The 15,067-nt window shown below is 58.8% G+C and carries 14 protein-coding genes; 9 read left to right on the forward strand and 5 right to left on the reverse strand.

Features of this window, described 5'->3' with window-relative positions; genetic code table 11:
• Positions 1-26: 26 nt before the first annotated feature.
• On the reverse strand, positions 27-1,502 hold the full coding sequence (locus JFU37_RS24975) for a cytochrome c oxidase subunit II (protein WP_201119718.1): 1,476 nt from the start codon (positions 1,500-1,502) through the stop codon (positions 27-29).
• A gap of 489 nt (positions 1,503-1,991) precedes the next feature.
• Here JFU37_RS24975 and JFU37_RS24980 point away from each other — a divergent pair, with 489 nt between their 5' ends.
• Positions 1,992-2,327: a hypothetical protein gene (locus JFU37_RS24980; RefSeq protein WP_201119719.1), complete on the forward strand. Its 336-nt coding sequence runs from the start codon at positions 1,992-1,994 to the stop codon at positions 2,325-2,327.
• A gap of 22 nt (positions 2,328-2,349) precedes the next feature.
• On the opposite strand, the gene JFU37_RS24985 is transcribed toward JFU37_RS24980, so the two are convergent.
• The 4 genes from JFU37_RS24985 to wecB are packed head-to-tail and all read right to left on the reverse strand — an operon-like array spanning position 2,350 to position 9,726.
• On the reverse strand, positions 2,350-3,228 hold the full coding sequence (locus tag JFU37_RS24985) for a DUF4434 family protein (RefSeq protein WP_201119720.1): 879 nt from the start codon (positions 3,226-3,228) through the stop codon (positions 2,350-2,352).
• The gene (locus JFU37_RS24990; protein WP_201119721.1) at positions 3,228-6,404 is read right to left on the reverse strand and encodes an NfrA family protein; all 3,177 of its coding nucleotides are present in this window, start codon (positions 6,402-6,404) and stop codon (positions 3,228-3,230) included. Before JFU37_RS24990 ends, JFU37_RS24985 begins: the two co-directional genes overlap by 1 nt.
• Entirely contained in the window at positions 6,401-8,575 is a 2,175-nt protein-coding gene (nfrB, locus tag JFU37_RS24995) for a cyclic di-3',5'-guanylate-activated glycosyltransferase NfrB (protein WP_201119722.1), read from the reverse strand. Before nfrB ends, JFU37_RS24990 begins: the two co-directional genes overlap by 4 nt.
• The gene (gene wecB / locus JFU37_RS25000) at positions 8,572-9,726 is read right to left on the reverse strand and encodes a non-hydrolyzing UDP-N-acetylglucosamine 2-epimerase (protein ID WP_201119723.1); all 1,155 of its coding nucleotides are present in this window, start codon (positions 9,724-9,726) and stop codon (positions 8,572-8,574) included. The genes nfrB and wecB overlap by 4 nt, the downstream gene beginning before the upstream one ends.
• A gap of 380 nt (positions 9,727-10,106) precedes the next feature.
• Here wecB and JFU37_RS25005 point away from each other — a divergent pair, with 380 nt between their 5' ends.
• The 8 genes from JFU37_RS25005 (at position 10,107) to JFU37_RS25035 (ending at position 15,062) form a co-directional block, all read left to right on the forward strand.
• On the forward strand, positions 10,107-10,355 hold the full coding sequence (locus JFU37_RS25005) for a type II toxin-antitoxin system Phd/YefM family antitoxin (RefSeq protein WP_201119724.1): 249 nt from the start codon (positions 10,107-10,109) through the stop codon (positions 10,353-10,355).
• Positions 10,345-10,488, forward strand: a complete 144-nt coding sequence (locus JFU37_RS30830) for a type II toxin-antitoxin system RelE family toxin (RefSeq protein WP_342214981.1) — start codon at positions 10,345-10,347, stop codon at positions 10,486-10,488. The genes JFU37_RS25005 and JFU37_RS30830 overlap by 11 nt, the downstream gene beginning before the upstream one ends.
• A 215-nt stretch (positions 10,489-10,703) precedes the next feature.
• The gene (locus JFU37_RS25010; protein WP_201119725.1) at positions 10,704-11,552 is read left to right on the forward strand and encodes a transporter substrate-binding domain-containing protein; all 849 of its coding nucleotides are present in this window, start codon (positions 10,704-10,706) and stop codon (positions 11,550-11,552) included.
• A 51-nt stretch (positions 11,553-11,603) separates the two neighbouring features.
• Complete coding sequence (locus tag JFU37_RS25015; RefSeq protein ID WP_109784714.1) at positions 11,604-12,266, forward strand: amino acid ABC transporter permease; 663 nt, start codon at positions 11,604-11,606, stop codon at positions 12,264-12,266.
• An 8-nt stretch (positions 12,267-12,274) separates the two neighbouring features.
• The gene (locus tag JFU37_RS25020; protein WP_201119726.1) at positions 12,275-12,937 is read left to right on the forward strand and encodes an amino acid ABC transporter permease; all 663 of its coding nucleotides are present in this window, start codon (positions 12,275-12,277) and stop codon (positions 12,935-12,937) included.
• Complete coding sequence (locus JFU37_RS25025) at positions 12,934-13,746, forward strand: amino acid ABC transporter ATP-binding protein (protein ID WP_201119727.1); 813 nt, start codon at positions 12,934-12,936, stop codon at positions 13,744-13,746. Before JFU37_RS25020 ends, JFU37_RS25025 begins: the two co-directional genes overlap by 4 nt.
• Positions 13,747-13,775: 29 nt before the next feature.
• On the forward strand, positions 13,776-14,165 hold the full coding sequence (locus JFU37_RS25030; RefSeq protein ID WP_201119728.1) for a RidA family protein: 390 nt from the start codon (positions 13,776-13,778) through the stop codon (positions 14,163-14,165).
• A 132-nt stretch (positions 14,166-14,297) separates the two neighbouring features.
• Positions 14,298-15,062 (forward strand): IclR family transcriptional regulator, encoded by a 765-nt coding sequence (locus JFU37_RS25035; RefSeq protein ID WP_201119729.1) that lies wholly within the window; start codon positions 14,298-14,300, stop codon positions 15,060-15,062.
• The last annotated feature ends 5 nt before the right edge of the window (positions 15,063-15,067 follow it).

A 15,067-nucleotide genomic window follows, 5' to 3' on the forward strand; every position in this document is an offset into this window, starting at 1 on the left:
TCGGTGTGTTTCTGGCTGCTTTACGGCTACTTTCCTGGATCCACCTTGCTCGCCGTATCAGCGTCGGCATTCGCTTTGGATTTGATAAAAGCGATCAGTGCGTTCAAGTCCTTATCGCTCGGAGCAAAAACCGGCATGACGGCTGCATAGCCCTTGACGATTTTGGCACTGGGATTCAGAACCGATTCTTTTATGTAGCCCTCATCGACCTTTATCGTCGTATCGTCGGCAAGGGTTTCTGTCTTGTCATACAGGCCCTGCCAGCTGGGGCCGATGCCCTTACTGCCATCGACGCTGTGGCAGGCCAGACAGCCGAGCGACTGGGCCAGCCGCTGTCCCTGCGCCGCCAAGTCGTCACCTGGGCCCGACGCTTCGTTGGCAGAAGATTCATCGCCTTGCCGCTCGGCACCCAGTGATTTGATCAGGGCGACGAGAGCGCCCAGTTCATCTTCATTGAGAGTATAGGTCACCATGACCGGCGGGTAGCCCTGTACCAGTTTGGCCTTCGGATCGAGGATCGACTCTTTCACGTAGGCCTCATCGACCAGCACGCTGGTGCCATCGGCAAGCTGTTCGGTGCGGCCGTACAGACCCTTCCATCCCGGGCCGAGGCTGGAGCTGCCATCCTGGCTATGGCAGGCACTGCAGCCAAGTTTTTCGACCAACAGGCGGCCCTTTTCCAGAACGCTGTCGCGACTGGGCTTGGCAGCTGTCCTTAATGTCTGCGCAAAAGTCGGTTGGCTGTTCAGCCATTGATCGAAGGCGTCCTGTTCTTCCACGATCATATGGCCGCGCATGTTGTAATGACCTACGCCACAATATTCAGCGCACAGGATTTCATAGTTCCCGGTTTTAGTCGGCGTAAACCAAAAGTACGACACCATCCCTGGCACCATGTCCATCTTGCTGCGCATTTGCGGTACATAGAAATCGTGCAATACATCTTTAGAACGCAGTAAAACTTTTACCGGCTGATTGATCGGAAGGCGAACTTCATTGTTTATTACAAGTACATCGTCCTGCCCGGCAGGATCCTTGGGATCAAGGCCGAAGGGATTGGCGGAATCAACAAACTTAATATCCGATCTGCCCAGCTTCCCGTCTTTTCCGGGAAAGCGAAAGGCCCACTGCCACTGCTGGGAGATCACTTCAAGTTCGGAAGCATTTTTCGGCACCCGGACGAAATCATTGTAAACAACCAGACCTGGCGCCAGCATCGCGGCAATGCCTACTGAAGTTACGATAATTAACCATAATTCCAATTTTTTATTTTCTGGCTGGTAGGCCGCCCTGGCACCCTCCTTGTGACGATACCGCATCACCGCTACCGCCATAAATAACGCGATGGCGATGAAAAATATTCCGCTAATGATCAGGGTGATGAACAAGGTGGTGTCTATTGATCCCCAGTTGGAAGCTGCCGGTGTCGCATGCCAAGGCGCTAGTATGTTGAACAGCACTGATGCAACAACGATTAGAATTAAGATGATTGCCATCGCCATTTTTTCTTCATCCTATTCCTGTTACTTGTTGGTTATGCAACAAAGACAACAAGAAGTATAGTGCATGGGCGGAATAAGCGCTTTTTCTAAAGAGACCGATACCCGGATAGGCAAATTCAAACATTAAGTTAATAACTTAGATTCCATTCGCTATATATAGCTATAGATATTCTGTATCACGTCTCCCAAGACTAGATGGGGTGTGATGACTTATTTCCGATCAGTAAAAAAGATTAAGAGAACACAGGGGGAAATTCGCCAAGCCTGGTGAATACGTTTATCCCGTTACACGAGCTTTTCCGATGAAACAGACGACCTGCGCTGACGCCGAGTATGCCAGCTATACTCAATTTCTGATTAAGGACGGCTTCTGATTACGGACGGCAGTGATCCGCCAGAAGCAGCCCTAAAAGACGAACCCTGCCCTTGTGCAGCGGTCAAACTGAGGTATAGCTACAGAGTCCAGCAATCCACATTGGAGGCTTCGTCATGAGTGCCCTGACGCTCGAGGGCTGGTGCAAAACCAGCGATGCCCAAAAGTCCACCCCGGTGGGGGAAATCCATTTGTACGTCGATGGCCCTCTGCATTTGCGTCTGGAGGCAGCCGAAGAACGCCTGCAGAAGACCCACGAGCCCGAAGCCATGGTCGACGTCGATATGGATACAATGGATTTGATCATGCCAGAGGGATACGGCCCCTTGTCTGACTGCCAGATGCGTGTCTATTTGCACTACGAACGTGGTCAGTTCCATCTGGTCGGGCACCGAGCGAGCGATGGCAGTTTGATCTATAGCAACGCGGTTTTGATTGATCAACTGCTTTAGTAGTGGCTACGCACTTCAAGCTTCAATGGTTTTGCACATCGTCGACCTTGCGCTTGTGCTGGTTGTCGAGAATCACCTGGCCCCACGGCCGGTAGCGCAGTGAAAAAACCGCCGTGGGATGGCAGCCCGCCGAAGACGCGTCCGGAGTGGCCGGTTCAGCGCGGAACGGCTGCCCCTCGACACTGACCTGGCGGAATGCTTCGTGCACGATGCCCACCGAACAGGGCAGTGCGCTGGCGTAGCCGGTCCGTATCAGCGGTGGCAAGCGCCCGGTGCCCGCACCGTCCTGCCACCAGACGTGAAGCCCATTCGCCGCCAATTCGCCCAGCCACTGTGCATTCACTTGAGGTGCGAGCTTGCCGGCACTGAAGGCGCTGACATGCAGCGGCGCGTCGAGTTTGCCAGCGAAGTCCTTGAGCTGGCGCTGCAGGGTTGCCCGGCGATCGACCGCCAGGAAATGAACGTCGTCCAGCTCCATCGGCAGATACCAGCCGCTGACCGGAAGCTTCCAGTCCTTGCGCAGAATCTGCTGCTGAGCCAGCGACTGTCCCAGTTGTGCCTGCCAGTAAGTCGCCAGCCCGGGCTTGTCCAGTTCATTGATACGCTGGTAATAGGCCGGGTCCATGGCCAGGCCCACCACCAGGTTCAGGCCTTGCTCATGAGCCAGTTTCAGACTGTCGGCGAGCCAGCCCGAGGGGCCGCCGAAGTTCGAGTCGCCGTAAGCGGTCCATTGCACGATCAATGTGTGCGCGCCATGTCTGGCGGTGTCTTGCCAGATCTGCCGCCATTGCGTTTGGCTGAGACTGGCATCGACGCTCAACGGCTGATAGAAAATCCGCTCATCCGCGCGGGCCACTGTGCTGGCGAGTAACAGGCACACCACCCATAGAAGTCGCTTCATCAGAAATTCAACTCCACACCCAACAGCACGCCATTGCCACCTTCATACAGATTGCCGCTCAGGGACTGCTGATACTCGGAGCGAACCGTCAGGTGTGCACGGTAGGCATTGTAGATATCGTCGTCGAACCACCATTGCCAGCGCAGGCCGATGCCCGTGCGCAGGTCCTGGCGCGAGTCGTTGCTCGGGTCCTGCGCGGCGAACTCGAGAAATCCGTACGGCATGAGCGTTTGCGCGCCGTTGAACGGCAGCTTCCAGGTGTGCCCCTGCTGGAAACGCGACAGCCATTGGTGATCGCCAGCCTGGGTCCACCAGGCCGCATCGAGGTACAGAAAACGTTCTTCCCAGTCGCTCTCGTCGACGCGCCAGTCGTTGCGAAACCGCCCTTGATCGAGGAACGAAGCGGTGGCCCGCAGCAGGTAATCGGTGGTGGAGTGCCCATCCTGCCGGTGGTCGTCGGCCTGATCGGCCAACTTCTCGGGGATCAGCAGTTGGCCGAGGCTCAGGCTGTGATTGTCCTGGTCATCGAACTGGCTCTGTTTGTAGAACTCGCCGTAGAAGTTGATATTGGCCGTGCCCCAAGGCTTGTAGCGCAGACCGACACCGGTGCCGATGGATTCGGCGTAGCTCGACCGGCCCTGTCCGCCGAGCAACACCCGGCCATAGACCGACAGCGTGCTGCCGGCGCGGCTCGGTTCCTCGCCCAGCGCGTGGTCCCACATGGCCAGTTGCACGTTCTGCGACGTCGAGCGACGTTGGGCCCCCGTGCTCTGGTCGGGGCGCAGAAAATCGTTGGTCGACACCCCGGCTGGCGACCAGGTGCTGGCCACGGTACGGCTGTCACGACGGGACAGGGTTTCGTGCGCGCGGCGCTGGCGATAACGTCGCGCCTCCAGGCTGCCGTCTTCGTCATCGCCGGCCACCGGGTTTTGCTCCAGATCGATGACCCGGCGCAGTTCCTCGCGTGCTTGAGCGCTGTGCCCAACTTCGTCATAACGCACGGCCAGGGTTTCGCCGAGGCGATAGTCTTCCGGGAAAGCCTGGGTGGCGCTTTGCAGATAGGGGATGGCCCGTGCGCGCTCTTCCTGGGTCGCGGCGCCGGCCAGACGCACGCCGTAATCGGCGCGATAACGCGGGTTGTCTGGCTCCAGGCGCACGGCTTCGGCGAGCCACGCCGTGCTTTGTTCCAGCTCCCCGGCCTTTTGCGCAGTGACTGACGCGGCATAGAAATGCCCGGCATCCGGCGCCTGTTGCAAGGCGAAGCGCTGACGCTGCAAGGCGAGAGTGTGATCACCCCGAGCGTCGGCAATCGCCGCACCCAAGGCCCATTCATTGGCACCACGGGCGCGGCTTTGTTGCCAGTAACGTTCGGCGACCTGAGTGTCGCCCGATGTCAGGGCGCTACGGCTCGCGGTGAGTCGGGCGTTATCGCTCAGCTCGGCATCTGGAATGCTGCGCCAGATCGCCAGGGCGCCGGAAGAATCACCGGCCGCTTCCAGGGCATAGGCCAACGGCAGGCGATTGTCGCGGTCACCGAGTTTTTCCGCCGCCTGGTAATACACGACCGCTTCACCGGGCCGCTCCGGCATGGCGCAACGACCGAGGGCGCGATAATCGCCGGCGACTTGAGGGTGCGCGCCAATGGCTTGCTGCACGGCTTCACACTGACCGTTCTCGGCCAGTTGTGCCAGTAACTGGCCGCGGGTGGCGGGATCGACGCGGGTCAGCAGCGACACGATGCGCTGCTGCTGCTGCTGCTGCTGCGCCGGGGTCGGCGTCGATGAGGCATACAACCCTGCGAGCCGTTGCAGCAGGACGGCGGGCAGTTTGCCGCCGTGGCGGTCGTAGGCGTTTTCCAGCAGTTGTTGCACGTGTTGGCGCTGGCCGGCAGTCAACGCCAGGTACGTCGCCTGATTGAGCGAAGCGAGGTCAGCGGTTTGCTGGTAATGCTGTTCCCACAGCGTCGCTGCCTCGGTAGTGCGCCCCAAGGCTTGATCCAGTTCGGCCCGACGCTTGACCACATCGGCGGTCTGCGGCTGACTGGCGAGCCAGGCCATGACTTTGTCGCTCTGGCCCTCTGCCTGCCAGATGTCCAGCAGACGCGCCTGACGACGGCTATCCCAGGGCTCCGGGAGGCGCGTGGTTTGCAGCAGATCGGTGGCATGCAGGCGTTGGACCAGGATCAGCCAGGCCTGTGGATCGTCATCAGCCCGGCAGCCACGCAATTGCCTGAGCGCCGCTTCCGGATCGCGCCGCGACAGCCATTCGGCGGTCTCAAGACACGGCCGCTGCAACTCATCACTCAAGCGTTGAACCGCTGGAGTGTCGCCGGTTTGCCGCGCCAGTTCCCACAGCCGTTGCCGTTGCGCGGGATCGGCGAGGTCGCTGGCCGGGAGTGATTGAATCCAGCGTTCGGCCTGCTCGGTATTGCCCATGGCAATCGCCCGATCGATCATCGCCAGGCGGGTCTTGCGCGCCGCTTCGGGGCTCGGCGCTTGTTGCAGCAATTGCTGCAAAGGTTTTTCGTCAAGGCGTTTTACATAAGCATTGGCCAGCCGCTGCCAGCCTTCGGCGTCCAATTGCTGGCTGGCGGCCAGGGGCGCCAGTTGCTCGATGGTGCCGTTCCAGTCATGCAATTGCTCGGACCAATTGGAGAGGGCCAGGTGCAGGATTTTGTCGTCACCTTTAGGCTCCAATTGCGCCAGCCAGGCGTGCGCTCTGCCGGCACCGCCGAACTTGGCCAGGCTCAGGCTGTAGGCCTGCCACAAACGCACGCGCTGGGTGAAGTTGCTGGTGGCCATCCACTGTTCCACCTGTCCGCTGCCGGGCGGGTCCTGTTCGATCCAGGTCAAGCGCAGGTTGAGCAGGGCCTCGCTGTTTTGCGGGTTATCCGGCAGCGCTTGCACGGCGTCCTTGTAACGCCGTTGCTTGGCCAGCGCTTCGACCAGCAGCGCCCGTGCTTCATCGTTTTTCGGCACCAGGGTCAGCAGGTGGCGCATCAGCCGTTCGACTTCGGCCCAGTTGCCTTTTTTCGCTTCGCGATAGCTGCGGTCCATGTAAGGGAAACTGCGAAATTGTTCAAAGTCGGTCAGCGGTTCAGCCTGTACCCAAGTGGCAGCACTCAGGCTCAGCAGCAGGCTGCCGACCAGCAGAGCATGACGATGGGCCGGCTTCATTCGACCTCCCGGGCAATGCGGTAGGCGGCTTGCTGTTCGCTGGCCTGTTCAACCAGCGCCTGTTCGAGTACCTCCTGGGTGATCATGCCTCGGGAGATCAGGTGTTGACCCAATGACATGTGTTCGACATCGAAGTCGATCAAGGCCTGATTGAACAGACTGGGAGGGACCATGCCGCGCACTTGCAGAAGATTGCCCAGCAGCACCTGATGATGACCGACACGTTCGAGCAAGGCTTCATCGTCCTGATGACGCTCAAGCACTTCAAGCATGTGATGCACGTCCTCATTTTGACGGGGGCTGGCGTACCAGTAGCGAATACCCAGCGTGACCCGCCCCTGCGGTGCCAGACGACAGCGCACCGGGCGCTTCAATTGACGGCTGATGGCGCCCAGCGACACCTGGCTGACCGGCCCTTCGGAGGCCAGCACCAGCGTGTCGCCTTCTTCGGCCACTGGTAGCACGCCATAGTGTGACGCGACCTTGCGCGGCACGAGGCCGATCAGGTGTCTGTCGAGTTTGAACGGGTTGAGCGGCGCCCATTCCATGTCCAGTTGCTCGGCCAGGGTTTCCACCAGTTGCGTGCTGTTGATGTGTGCGCGCAGCAGCAATTCGTGGCCCAGTCGACGTCGCACGGGGTTAGTGATTGCTGCTTCCAGTTGTTCTTCGGTGAGCAGGCCTTTCTCTACCAGTCGATGACCCAGCGGGGTGCGATAGGCCTTGGTCAGGGCCGGGAACTCGTGGGTGGTTTTGTCCCAGGCCACGCGGCGCGAGTCGCCCATTTCCATGACCTGGCGCAGCGCCCGCAGGTTGGCGAGGAAATTGACGAAGTTGCTCCAGATCATCCGCGGTGCCGACAGCAGGCCTTCCCCCAAGCCGTAATAGCGGGTGACGAACCAGCCGCGCTGGAACAGTCGATTGAGCAGCATCAAGCCATTGAGCCAAAGCAGGATCGAGAGCAGCGCGCTGTCGGAGAGGATCGACGGATAGCTCCAGGCATTCGGCGCAACCACCGTCACCAGCCACATTGCCAGCAGCACCAGGAACAGTAGGTTGACCAGGAAACTCAACAGATAAGTGATCAAGCCACGACGGTCACGCCACAGGAAGTAGTTGAGCAGGCCATGGGGGCTCCAGCCGAGGTTCTTGGTGCCCTGAAAGACGATGCCGACTATCCAGCGCGATTTCTGGCGGATGGCGTGCAGCAAGTCCCGGGGGAAATGTTCGCGAACGCAGATTACTTGGGAAAATGCGCGGTTCATGCCGAACACCCAAGGCTGTTCGAGCGCCAGTTTCGGGTCGGTCACCGAGTAGCGGGCGAAGATGCACTTCATGCCTTTTTGCTTGAGACGGAAACCGATGTCGTAGTCCTCGGTCAGGCTCTGTACGTCGAAGGCAATGCCGTCGCCGTCTTCGAGCAAGGCGCTGATGGCCTTGCGGCTGAAGCAGGTGCCGACGCCAGCGCTGGGCACCTGACCGGTCAGGGCTTCGCGCACGATAACGTCCTTGCCGTGGTTCTCGGCGAACTCGTCGACGTAGTGACCGGCGGTGAAACCTTTCCATTCCGGCGCGTAGGGGTAGACCGGAATCTGGATCAGGTCCTTGCTTGGCAGCAGGTAGTTATAGAGCCGCAGCTCCATCGGCGAAATCACGTCTTCGGCGTCGTGCAGGATGAACCCGGCAAACTGGATTTTCGCTTCGCTTTCAAAACGCAGGATCGCGTCAATGATGTTGTTCAGGCAGTCGGCCTTGCTCGTCGGGCCAGGGCGGGCGCACACCACTTTGTGCACGTTGGGGTAGTGCCGACAGACCGCATCGACGTCGGCCTGGGTCTCGGCGTCGTTGGGGTAGGTGCCAACGAAAATCTGATAGTTCTCGTAATCGATGGTCGAGGCGGCCAGGCGCGCCATTTCACCGACCACACCGACTTCATTCCAGGCCGGAACCATGATCGCCAGCGGCTTTTCGGCGATGGCGTAGAGCCGTTCCTCATCGGCGCGCTTGAATTTTTCGTAGATCCGCCAGCGTCGGATCAGCTTGCGGCTCCAGTAGATGACGTCGATGAACAGATCATCGAGTCCGAGCACAAACATCAACAGCGCCAAGGTGATCGCGAGGTATTTGAGACCGAACAGCACATAGGCAAAAAAATCGACAAAATCCAGGCTCATACTGCTCTGCCCGCTGCCGAACGTTTGCTTAACCAGGCGCAGAGGCGGGTGGCAATGCGTTCGCTGGCGTGGCCGTCGCCGTAGGGGCTATGGACGCGGCTCATGTGTTTGAAGTGCGCCGGATCATCGAGCAACTGACTGGACTCCTTGACGATGCGCTCGGTGTCGGTGCCCACCAGCAGCACAGTTCCGGCCTCAAGCACGGAAGGCCGCTCCGTAACGTTGCGCAACACCAGAACCGGTTTACCAATGGCAGGGGCTTCCTCCTGGACGCCACCGGAATCGGTGAGGATGAAATGCGCGCGGCCCATCAACCAGACGAAATGCTGATAATCCTGCGGCGCTACCAGGTAAATGTTCGGCTTGTCCGACAGCACGCCATACACCGCTGTCTGGACGTGCGGATTCAGGTGCACCGGGTAGACAAATTGCACATCGGGGTAGCGCAGGGCAAGGTCGGCGAGGGCCAGGCAGATATTGCGGAAGCCGCCGCCAAAACTTTCCCGTCGATGACCGGTAATCAGCACCATCCGCCGATTGTCATCAAGCACGGCCAGCGGTGAGTCGGGTGCCGGGTGCCAGTGAATGTCCTGCTGATGCGTGCGCATCCATAGCAGCGCGTCGATCACGGTGTTGCCGGTGATTTCGATACTGGCCTTGGGCACGCCTTCGCGCAGCAGGTTGGCTTCACCTTTGGTGGTCGGTGTGAAATGCAAGTCGGCGATGACGCCGGTCAAGCGCCGATTGGCTTCCTCCGGCCAGGGCGAGCGCAGGTTGCCGGTGCGCAGACCGGCTTCGACATGGCCAATGGGCAAATGGCGATTAAAGGCCGCGAGGGCTGCGATGAAGCTGGTGGTGGTATCACCGTGGACCAGCACGATGTCGGGTTTTATCTGTTCGTAGGCTTTGTCGAGATGAATCAGCAGTTGTTCGGAAAGGCCGTTGAGCGTCTGGCCCCGAGTCATCACTTTCAGGTCCTGGTCAACCGACAGCTCGAAGGAATCCAGCACTTGCTTGAGCATTTCCCGGTGCTGGCCGGTGGAGCAGATATTCAACTCAATACCCGGCCAATGACGCAGAACCCGAGCCAGTGGCGCCATCTTGATAGCCTCCGGTCGCGTACCGAAAACCATCATGACCTGGTAAGACATGAGCCCTCCTGGAACAGCATACGCGTTGGGCGCATGGCAATTGATACTGCTTATCACCTGTTTATTGAATAAAGCAGTCGATGGCGGGGTTGTCCAATGCCTGTTCGGGCTTCATTGGTGTCGATCAATGGCGCAGTTTCATTGCTACTTCTTCCTACGTTGAAGCGGACATGCCTCACCCTATTGCAGGACCAACCCGACAGGGATCAGGGAAATGGGGAAGCGAATGGCGTGATAATTTCTACGCATCCGTCACTGAATGCCATGAATCGGGTTGAGGAATAGGGTCAGCGCCGTTTTTAAGGCCAAACGGATAGAGGTCAGATGCGCTTTGGAGTGCTATTTTTAGCACTTCTAAAAGCACTCTAAGGAGCATCTTCATGACACATATCGTGCTTTCGCATGTTGTAGCGAGTATCTCTGAATTGAAAAAAAACCCGATGGGTACGGTTGCCGCCGGTGGTGGTCAATCAGTTGCGATCCTTAACCGTAACGAACCAGCCTTCTATTGCGTCCCCGCCAAAGAATATGAGTCGATGATGAATCGCCTGGAGGACCTGGAGTTAATTGCCCTTTGTAAAGAACGAGAAAACGACCCGACCATAAAGGTCTCAATTGATGACCTATGAGCTGCGGTTTTCTGAAAAGGCGTGGAAAGAGTGGAAGAAGCTGGGGGCGAATCTGAGGGAGCAGTTCAAAAAAAAGCTACAGGAGAGGCTTGTGAACCCACATCATTTCAGGTGCACAGCGCACCCATTGTGAACCTGGTACCCGTCCTTCGTAGCCAACGGTAGCGCTTCCAGTCTGTACGTTTCGTAACACCCTTTGCGCGGTTTCGCGCATCCCTCTGATTCAAAACACTTTTCAATCTCCCCTACATTCCCCCCACATCCTGTGGCACACTTTCTGCTGTCTATTCCGTTGTTACATACTAGGTTCCGGTATAACGGAATAAACATCATCCTGGAGTGCTTGCCATGCATCACCGACCTTCCTTGTTCAAAGCGTGTGTTTTTCTTTTCGCAGCGTCGGCCGCTGCCGCGGGTATGGCCCAGGCGGCGGACAGTAAGCTCGATAGCGTGCTGGCCCGTGGGAAATTGATTGTGGGCACGGGCAGTACCAATGCGCCGTGGCACTTCCAGGGGGCGGATGGCAAGTTGCAGGGGTTTGATATCGATATCGGGCGGATGATCGCCAAGGGTTTGTTCAATGATCCGGGCAAAGTCGAATTCGTGGTGCAGTCGTCCGATGCGCGGATTCCCAACCTGATGACCGACAAGGTCGACATCAGTTGCCAGTTCATTACCGTGACCGCCAGCCGTGCGCAGCAAGTGGCGTTCACGCTGCCTTACTACCGCGAAGGTGTCGGCCTGCTGCTGCCGGCGAACAGCAAGTACAAGGAAATCGAAGACATGAAGGCCGCCAACGACAGTGTCACCGTGGCGGTGCTGCAGAACGTGTACGCCGAAGAACTGGTGCATCAAGCCTTGCCCAAGGCCAAGGTCGATCAGTACGACAGCGTTGACCTGATGTACCAGGCCGTGAACTCCGGCCGTGCCGACGCCGCCGCCACCGATCAGTCCTCGGTGAAATACCTGATGGTGCAGAACCCTGGCCGTTACCGCAGCCCGGTCTACGCCTGGAGCCCGCAGACCTACGCGTGCGCGGTCAAACGTGGCGATCAGGACTGGCTGAACTTCGTTAACACCGCCCTGCATGAAGCCATGACCGGCGTTGAGTTCCCGACTTACGCGGCCTCGTTCAAGCAGTGGTTCGGTGTCGATCTGCCAACCCCGGCCATCGGCTTCCCCGTCGAATTCAAATGATCCCGTGAGAGCGGGGCGGTTCCGATCGCCCCGTTCAAGGTACTGCTGACCATGAACTATCAGTTGAACTTTGCCGCCGTGTGGCGCGATTTCGACACATTGCTGGCGGGGCTCGGTCTGGGCCTTGAGCTGGCGCTGGTGTCGATCGCCATCGGTTGCGTGATCGGCCTGATGATGGCGTTTGCTTTGCTGTCAAAACACCGCGCATTACGGGTACTGGCGTCGGTGTATGTGACGGTGATCCGCAATACGCCGATTCTGGTGTTGATTCTGTTGATCTACTTTGCGTTACCGAGCCTGGGGATTCGCCTGGACAAGATCCCGTCGTTCATCATCACCCTGTCGCTGTATGCCGGGGCTTACCTGACCGAAGTCTTCCGTGGCGGGCTGTTGAGCATTCCCAAGGGACTGCGAGAGGCTGGCTTGGCCATCGGCCTGGGCGAGTGGCAGGTCAAGGCCTACGTCACCGTGCCGGTGATGCTGCGCAATGTACTGCCGGCCTTGTCGAACAACTTCATTTCGCTGTTCAAGGACACCTCGCTGGCGGCCGCGATTGCCGTGCCGGAGCTGACCTATTACGCGCGCAAGATCAATGTCGAGAGCTACCGGGTGATTGAAACCTGGCTGGTGACCACAGCGCTCTATGTTGCGGCCTGTTACCTCATTGCCATGATGCTGCGTTACCTCGAACAGCGTCTGGCGATCCGCCGATAGGAGGCCCCATGTACGAATCCCCCAGTTGGTTACATGAGTTATGGGTGGCGCGGGAAGTCTTGTGGCAAGGCTTTCTGACCAGCGTGCAGGTCTCGGCCCTGGCGATTTTGCTGGGCACGATGGTCGGCATTGTCGCCGGCCTGGTGCTGACCTACGGCAATGTCTGGATGCGCGCGCCGTTTCGCTTTTACGTCGACCTGATTCGCGGTACGCCGGTGTTTGTATTGGTACTCGCCTGCTTCTATATGGCGCCTGCATTGGGCTGGCAGATCAGCGCGTTTCAGGCCGGTGCCTTGGGGCTGACGCTGTTTTGCGGTTCCCACGTCGCCGAGATCGTGCGTGGCGCGTTGCAAGCGTTGCCCAGCGGGCAGATGGAAGCGAGCAAGGCGATTGGCCTGACGTTCTATCAGTCCCTCGGTTACGTGTTGCTGCCCCAGGCGCTGCGGCAGATTTTGCCGACCTGGGTCAACTCGTCCACCGAGATCGTCAAGGCGTCGACACTGTTGTCGGTGATCGGGGTGGCGGAATTGCTGCTCAGCACCCAGCAGATCATCGCCCGGACGTTCATGACCCTGGAGTTTTACCTGTTCGCCGGATTTCTGTTTTTCGTCATCAACTACGGCATCGAGTTACTCGGCCGGCACATTGAAAAGCGGGTGGCCTTGCCATGACTCAACCTCAACTCTCTACTGCAAAAGACGCCAACGCTCAAAGCGGTCAGGCCCTGCTGGACATTCGCGGCCTGCACAAGCAATACGGCAAGCTCGAAGTACTCAAGGGCGTCGACCTGACCATGCAGCGCGGCAACGTGGTCACGCTGATCGGCTCCAGCGGTTCGGGCAAGACCACGCTCCTGCGCTGCGTGAACATGCTCGAAGAATTCCAGGGCGGGCAGATCATGCTCGATGGCGAGTCCATCGGTTATGACGAGGTCAACGGCAAGCGTGTGCGCCATGCGGAAAAGGTCATCGCCCGCCATCGCGCGATGACTGGGATGGCGTTCCAGCAGTTCAACCTGTTCCCGCACCTCACCGCGTTACAGAACGTCACGCTGGGTCTGTTGAAGGTCAAGAAACTGCACAAGGACGAGGCGGTTGCGCTCGCTGAAAAATGGCTGGAGCGGGTCGGCTTGCTGGAGCGACGCGATCACTACCCCGGTCAGTTGTCTGGTGGTCAGCAGCAGCGCGTGGCGATTGCCCGGGCGATTGCGATGAACCCGAGCCTGATGCTGTTTGACGAAGTCACCTCGGCCCTCGATCCGGAGCTGGTCGGTGAAGTGCTGAACGTGATCAAGGGGCTGGCCGAAGACGGCATGACCATGCTGCTGGTGACCCACGAAATGCGATTTGCGTTCGAGGTCTCGGACAAGATCGTTTTCATGAATCAAGGGCGGATCGAAGAACAGGGGCCACCCAAGGACCTGTTCGAGCGCCCGCAATCGCCACGACTGGCGGAATTTCTCAAGAACACGCGTTTTTAATTATTCACTTTCAATCAGGAGAAACACTCATGAGCATTACTCGTTACGGCACCGGTAGCACCGCCGGTGGCGGCCAGCCGCGTCCTTTCGCCCGAGCCGTTGAAGCCGACGGCTGGCTGCACGTATCCGGCCAGGTGCCGGCGGTGGATGGCGAGATCATTGCGGGCGGCATCGTCGAGCAGACTCACCAGACCATGAAGAACCTGATCGCCATTCTTGAAGAGGCCGGTTATGGCCTGGAAGACGTGGTGCGCGCCGGTGTGTGGCTGGAAGACCCACGGGATTTCTGGAGTTTCAACAAGGTGTTTTCAGAGTATTTCAAAAGCGAACACGCACCGGCCCGGGCCTGTGTGCAGGCGAACATGATGGTCGACTGCAAGGTTGAGATCGACTGCATCGCGTACAAGAAAAAGGCTTGAACCGAGGTCGCTCTTGTAGGAGCTGCCGAAGGCTGCGATCTTTTGGCGATTTTGAGAGTGCCACAAGGGCAAGATCAAAAGATCGCAGCCTGCGGCAGCTCCTACGGGGCATCATTGAATGAGCATATTGACATGACCGAAGACACCATCAAGCGCCGGGCCCGCGGTCTGGACCGGGCGTTCGATATCCTCGATTTCCTCAAGGAGATCGGCCAGCCACTGCGCCCGAATGAAATCGCCAGCGGTATCGGCAGCCCGAAATCCACGGTTTACGAACTGGTGGCGTCCTTGCTGGAACGGCGGATTCTGGAGTCCGTGGGCAAGGACGGTCACGTCTACCTAGGCCGTCAGCTGTACTTCCTCGGGCAGGCGCACTTGAGACATTTCGACCTGACCCGCGAGGCCGATCTCGCCTTGCAGGACATCGTCAGCCAGACCCATGAAACCGCGCAGATGTGCCTGCTCAACGGGCGCAAATACACCGTGGCGTTGATGAAAGAGGGCGAACGGCATTTCCGCATTTCCTCGGACATCGGCGAGAACGCGCCCATCCCCTGGACCGCTTCCGGGCGCCTGCTGCTGGCGCACCTGAGCGACCAGGAAATCGTCGACCTGATCGACCATGACGACTTCATCCTGCCCGGCGGCCAACGCTTGCCCGTGGAACAGTTTCTCCAGGAGATTCGTCAGGCCGGTATCGATGGGTTCTTCTCTTTCGATAGCGTCGCCGACACCTTTACCCATTGCTTCGCCGCCCCGGTCAAAGACCCGAACGGCGTGGCCATTGCGACCCTGTGCATTGTCGCCCCACGGAACGATGCCAAGACCCATTACAACGACTATCGCCGGGTGCTGATCGACAACGCCAACAGCCTGGCCCGTCGCATCAACGAATAACAGCG

The sequence above is a fragment of the Pseudomonas sp. TH41 genome, from assembly GCF_016650695.1.
GTDB lineage: Bacteria > Pseudomonadota > Gammaproteobacteria > Pseudomonadales > Pseudomonadaceae > Aquipseudomonas.

What these genes read in the sequence shown, in the direction of transcription:
- JFU37_RS25010 (WP_201119725.1), top strand. Translation starts at nt 10,704, where the DNA reads ATGCATCACCGACCTTCCTTGTTCAAAGCGTGTGTTTTTCTTTTCGCA.
- JFU37_RS25025 (WP_201119727.1), top strand. Translation starts at nt 12,934, where the DNA reads ATGACTCAACCTCAACTCTCTACTGCAAAAGACGCCAACGCTCAAAGC.
- JFU37_RS24975 (WP_201119718.1), bottom strand. Translation starts at nt 1,502, where the DNA reads ATGGCGATGGCAATCATCTTAATTCTAATCGTTGTTGCATCAGTGCTG.
- JFU37_RS24985 (WP_201119720.1), bottom strand. Translation starts at nt 3,228, where the DNA reads ATGAAGCGACTTCTATGGGTGGTGTGCCTGTTACTCGCCAGCACAGTG.
- JFU37_RS25005 (WP_201119724.1), top strand. Translation starts at nt 10,107, where the DNA reads ATGACACATATCGTGCTTTCGCATGTTGTAGCGAGTATCTCTGAATTG.
- JFU37_RS30830 (WP_342214981.1), top strand. Translation starts at nt 10,345, where the DNA reads ATGACCTATGAGCTGCGGTTTTCTGAAAAGGCGTGGAAAGAGTGGAAG.
- JFU37_RS24990 (WP_201119721.1), bottom strand. Translation starts at nt 6,404, where the DNA reads ATGAAGCCGGCCCATCGTCATGCTCTGCTGGTCGGCAGCCTGCTGCTG.
- wecB (WP_201119723.1), bottom strand. Translation starts at nt 9,726, where the DNA reads ATGTCTTACCAGGTCATGATGGTTTTCGGTACGCGACCGGAGGCTATC.
- JFU37_RS24980 (WP_201119719.1), top strand. Translation starts at nt 1,992, where the DNA reads ATGAGTGCCCTGACGCTCGAGGGCTGGTGCAAAACCAGCGATGCCCAA.
- JFU37_RS25035 (WP_201119729.1), top strand. Translation starts at nt 14,298, where the DNA reads ATGACCGAAGACACCATCAAGCGCCGGGCCCGCGGTCTGGACCGGGCG.
- JFU37_RS25015 (WP_109784714.1), top strand. Translation starts at nt 11,604, where the DNA reads ATGAACTATCAGTTGAACTTTGCCGCCGTGTGGCGCGATTTCGACACA.
- JFU37_RS25020 (WP_201119726.1), top strand. Translation starts at nt 12,275, where the DNA reads ATGTACGAATCCCCCAGTTGGTTACATGAGTTATGGGTGGCGCGGGAA.
- JFU37_RS25030 (WP_201119728.1), top strand. Translation starts at nt 13,776, where the DNA reads ATGAGCATTACTCGTTACGGCACCGGTAGCACCGCCGGTGGCGGCCAG.
- nfrB (WP_201119722.1), bottom strand. Translation starts at nt 8,575, where the DNA reads ATGAGCCTGGATTTTGTCGATTTTTTTGCCTATGTGCTGTTCGGTCTC.